This is a genomic window from Pseudomonas sp. UBA6276 (assembly GCF_002438365.1).
GTDB lineage: Bacteria > Pseudomonadota > Gammaproteobacteria > Pseudomonadales > Pseudomonadaceae > Aquipseudomonas > Aquipseudomonas coleopterorum.
The window spans coordinates 6304-9853 of the sequence record NZ_DJUS01000190.1 but is presented as its reverse complement, the minus strand read 5'-3'; the positions used below and the strand labels follow the sequence as shown (position 1 = coordinate 9853).

The window sequence follows — 3550 nt, the reverse complement described above, 5'->3', positions numbered from 1 at the left end:
GCTTGACGATATCGTCCAGCGCATCCATGTCGGCCAGTTCCAGTGACAGGGGCAGGCACAGGGGCGCCAGGCTGCAGTCCTTGCAATGGGTCTGATGAGTGGCGCGGTTTTTCGCCGGCTCGGACATTGTTCGATCCTTGTGGAAACATCTTGATAAGTACGTGTGACGAGACAAGGGTAACCCAGCCAGCCGCTCTCAGGCCAACAACCGCCATCGGGCTAGGGGAACTACGGATGCGCCACGGGCTCAGCTACAACAGGAAAGCCACCGCGTCACAGCCAAAGGTAGATACCCATGAACACGCTTTATCGTGTCCTGAAATACAGCGGGGTGATCGGCATGCTCTTGTCGGCCTCATGCGGCGTCGGTGCCGCAACCGGGCTCAGCGCCTCGAGTCCTGCGGCGGGTGGCGGGGGCGGTTCGACCGTGAATACGGCCCCGGCAGCCAACACTGCGCAGCCTCAGGCCAATACCACACGCAACCCGTCCAGCAGCATGAATCGCGCCCCGGCCACCCGAAGTTCGAGTACGATCCAAGAGCCCACGTCCTCCTCACCTTCGGACACGACCGACACCTTGCAACAGCAGCGCCAGCAGAGCGGTGCGCAGATGATCGAAGAACGCAAGGGGCGGGCCGCGGACAGCAACTGACCCCAAACCAGAGGAACAAGCATGTCGAAGAAAATAGCGTTGGTGACCGGTGCCGGCAGCGGCATCGGCCGGGCGACCGCCCTGGGGCTGGCAGCCGATGGTTTCTGTGTGGTGCTGGCGGGCAGACGCCTGGAAGCCGTGCAGGCGGTGGCGCAGCAGATCGCAGAGCAGGGCGGTGAAGCCCTGGCAGTGGCGGCCGATGTCCGCGATAGCGTCAGCGTCGACGCTCTGTTCGCCACCGTCGAGCAGACCTACGGACGCCTCGACGTGATTTTCAACAATGCGGGCATTGGCGCCCCTGCGGTGCCGATCGACGAGCTGGACGTGGCCAAATGGACCGACGTTCTGCAGACCAATGTCACCGGCGTATTCCTGTGCTGCCGCGCCGCGTTCGGGCTGATGCGCCGCCAACAACCGCAAGGCGGGCGGATCATCAACAACGGTTCGATTTCAGCGCACACCCCGCGCAGTTTCAGCATGCCCTATACGTCCAGCAAGCACGCCGTGCTCGGCATCACCAAAAGCCTGGCGCTCGATGGCCGCGAGTTCAACATCGCCTGCAGCCAGATCGATATCGGCAATGCCCTGACCGAACTGTCTGCACGTATGACCAAGGGTGTACGCCAGGCCAATGGCGACATCGCCGTCGAACCCATGGTCGACATGGAGCATGTGGTCGACGCGGTTCGCTACATCGCCAAGCTGCCGCTGTCGGCGAACGTGCTGAACATGACCGTGATGGCCACCAATATGCCGTTCGTGGGGCGAGGCTGATACGCCTCCTCGCGATTTGGGCGGTCTCGCTGCGCTGTCGATCGGCGCGGATCAGGGTTTATCATGGCGCTCTTTCCCTTGCGAGCACCCTGCCGGAGCCCTGCCACCGATGTCACTGATTCACCATTCCAGTTCCGCGCCGTCCGAGGACATCAAGAGTCAGCTGCTGCAGATGGTCGTCGACTATCTCACCGACATCAGCAGTCTGGGCATCACCCCGAGCAATCCGCTCTATCAGCTCTACCAGTACGGTGTCGGCTACGAAGTGCATCAGTATCTGGAGGCGATGTCGGGCGGTCGTGAGGTGCGACCGGAACTGGTCCTGGCATTCGACGAGGCGCAGCCGGAAACGCTGGACGGGTTCGCCTTGTTCCTGCGCGCCGAGCACGACCCTTCCGTGTGCACCGTGGCCTACATGGCAGTACGCGCCTCGAAACGTCGCAGGGGCGTGGCGCGGGGCTTGCTCGATGTGATCAAGCAGCGTCATGCCCACGTGGAACTGGCGTGCGTGGTGAGCAAGGTGTCATGGTTCGAAAACATGGGGTTTCAGGTGATCGGCGCGCAAGGCCCGCAGGTCAAACTCAGTTGTGACGGTGAAGCGACCGATCATCCCATTGCGGTACTGGATGTGGCGCCCATCTATGCATCATTGGAAGTACGGCAGATTCACGCCTATCTGCTCAATCAGCACGGCCGCAAGGCCATGCTCGACGCCGAAAAAAAGCGTGACCGGCAACTCGACCACATGACCCGCCAAGCCGCCACATTCGCCCGGGACTCACAAATCTGACCGGTTGCCCATTCCCCTGTAGCAGCGGCGCAAGCCGCGTCATCAACCCCCGCGGTGCCACTGATCGGTCACCGTTTCGAATCCAAGACGCTTGCGCACCGCTCACATCAATGAATATGCAGCGACTTGTTGACCTTGTTCAGCAACCGCTCGCTGGTCCAGGGCTTGGGCAAGAACTCGACGTTCGGCCCCAACACCAGGTCGCGACCGGAGAAACCGGAAGTGAGCAGGATCGGCAGGGCAGGCCAGCGCTCGGCGGCCAACATGCTCAGATCGTAGCCGTCCATTTTTCCGGGCATGCGAATGTCGCTGACCACCATGTTGACCTCGCCTGGATGGGTTTCCAGAAAGTCGCAACCTTGGTCAGCCGTCTGAAATGCCGTGACCTTGAAGCCTGCATCTTCAAGTACCGTCGTCAGCAGATCACGGATAAGATCTTCGTCTTCGAGGACCAGAATGGAGGCGGTGGGCATGGGGCGTACCTTCAAAGATGCATAAGCGGCTACACAGTCGACTGATACAACTTGAAAGGGTTCTGTGCCAAGAAAAAAAGACTGACGAAAGGGCATAAACTGTTGCGTACAAGTAACGGATATGCAAAGAGATTCAGCCCAGATTGCCAATGTCGAATAAAGTCCCCAGCGGTATCCTTTTCCTTCGCAGCGCTCACGTCTCTGGCTGGCTGATCACCAAGCGCAGGTGCTAACCTCATGCCGAGCGCGCCCCCGTCTTGTGCCAGGGCCTCGTTGGCCCGGCATCCTTTCGAACGAGTCCGATCATGAACAAAGCAACAGGCATCCTCGCTGGCATCGTCGTCGTGGCCGCAGCCGCCACCGTGGGTGGGGCCTGGTACACCGGCACTCAGCTGGAGCCGGTCCTGAGCACTGCCATCAGGCAAGCCAACCGGGAAATGGCGGCGTCCTTCAACGTCGACGGCCAACCCGGCATGCAGATCGAACTGCTGTCGCTGGACCGACGTTTCTTCACCAGCACGGCGCACTACCGCATCACGCTCAACAACCTGCAAGGTGACAGCGGACCTGAACGCCGCGAGCTGTTGCTGGTCGATCACATCGAGCATGGGCCACTGCCATGGTCGCACCTCAAGGCCTTCAGGCTCATGCCGGTGATGGCGGCGAGCAACTTCGAGCTCGAGCGTAACGCCGATACCCAGGCCTGGTTCGCCATGAGCCAGAACCAGCCGCCGTTGCGCGGTCAGGTCAGCCTTGGCTACGACGGCGCCAGCGATACCCGCCTGCAACTGTTGCCGCTCGACGCCCGTGAAGGCAATGACACCGTCCGGTTTTCTGGCTTGAATGCACGCCTGACGCTGA

At 61.2% G+C, this 3550-nt stretch carries 5 protein-coding genes and 1 pseudogene; 4 read left to right on the top strand and 2 right to left on the bottom strand.

Features of this window, described 5'->3' with window-relative positions; translation table 11 throughout:
- A pseudogene (locus B2V21_RS21360) lies at positions 1 to 127 on the bottom strand (transcriptional regulator FNR); the annotation flags it as partial.
- Between the two features lie 168 nt (positions 128 to 295).
- Here B2V21_RS21360 and B2V21_RS21355 point away from each other — a divergent pair.
- From B2V21_RS21355 to B2V21_RS21345, 3 genes are all read left to right on the top strand, one after another.
- Positions 296 to 652 (top strand): hypothetical protein, encoded by a 357-nt coding sequence (locus B2V21_RS21355; RefSeq protein ID WP_286917963.1) that lies wholly within the window; start codon positions 296 to 298, stop codon positions 650 to 652.
- Between the two features lie 21 nt (positions 653 to 673).
- Complete coding sequence (locus tag B2V21_RS21350; protein ID WP_286917962.1) at positions 674 to 1426, top strand: SDR family oxidoreductase; 753 nt, start codon at positions 674 to 676, stop codon at positions 1424 to 1426.
- 109 nt (positions 1427 to 1535) lie between these two features.
- Positions 1536 to 2216, top strand: coding sequence for a GNAT family N-acetyltransferase (locus B2V21_RS21345; protein WP_286917961.1), 681 nt, complete (start codon positions 1536 to 1538; stop codon positions 2214 to 2216).
- 107 nt (positions 2217 to 2323) lie between these two features.
- Here B2V21_RS21345 and B2V21_RS21340 read toward each other — a convergent pair whose 3' ends face one another.
- Positions 2324 to 2689: a response regulator gene (locus B2V21_RS21340; RefSeq protein WP_049858745.1), complete on the bottom strand. Its 366-nt coding sequence runs from the start codon at positions 2687 to 2689 to the stop codon at positions 2324 to 2326.
- A gap of 305 nt (positions 2690 to 2994) precedes the next feature.
- Between B2V21_RS21340 and B2V21_RS21335 the strand changes: the two genes are divergently transcribed.
- Positions 2995 to 3550: DUF945 family protein (locus tag B2V21_RS21335; protein WP_286917960.1), on the top strand; the 556-nt coding region annotated here is incomplete at its 3' end.

Excerpts from the sequence above, each read along its gene's own strand:
- B2V21_RS21355 (WP_286917963.1), top strand. The coding sequence starts at position 296 with ATGAACACGCTTTATCGTGTCCTGAAATACAGCGGGGTGATCGGCATG.
- B2V21_RS21350 (WP_286917962.1), top strand. The coding sequence starts at position 674 with ATGTCGAAGAAAATAGCGTTGGTGACCGGTGCCGGCAGCGGCATCGGC.
- B2V21_RS21345 (WP_286917961.1), top strand. The coding sequence starts at position 1,536 with ATGTCACTGATTCACCATTCCAGTTCCGCGCCGTCCGAGGACATCAAG.
- B2V21_RS21340 (WP_049858745.1), bottom strand. The coding sequence starts at position 2,689 with ATGCCCACCGCCTCCATTCTGGTCCTCGAAGACGAAGATCTTATCCGT.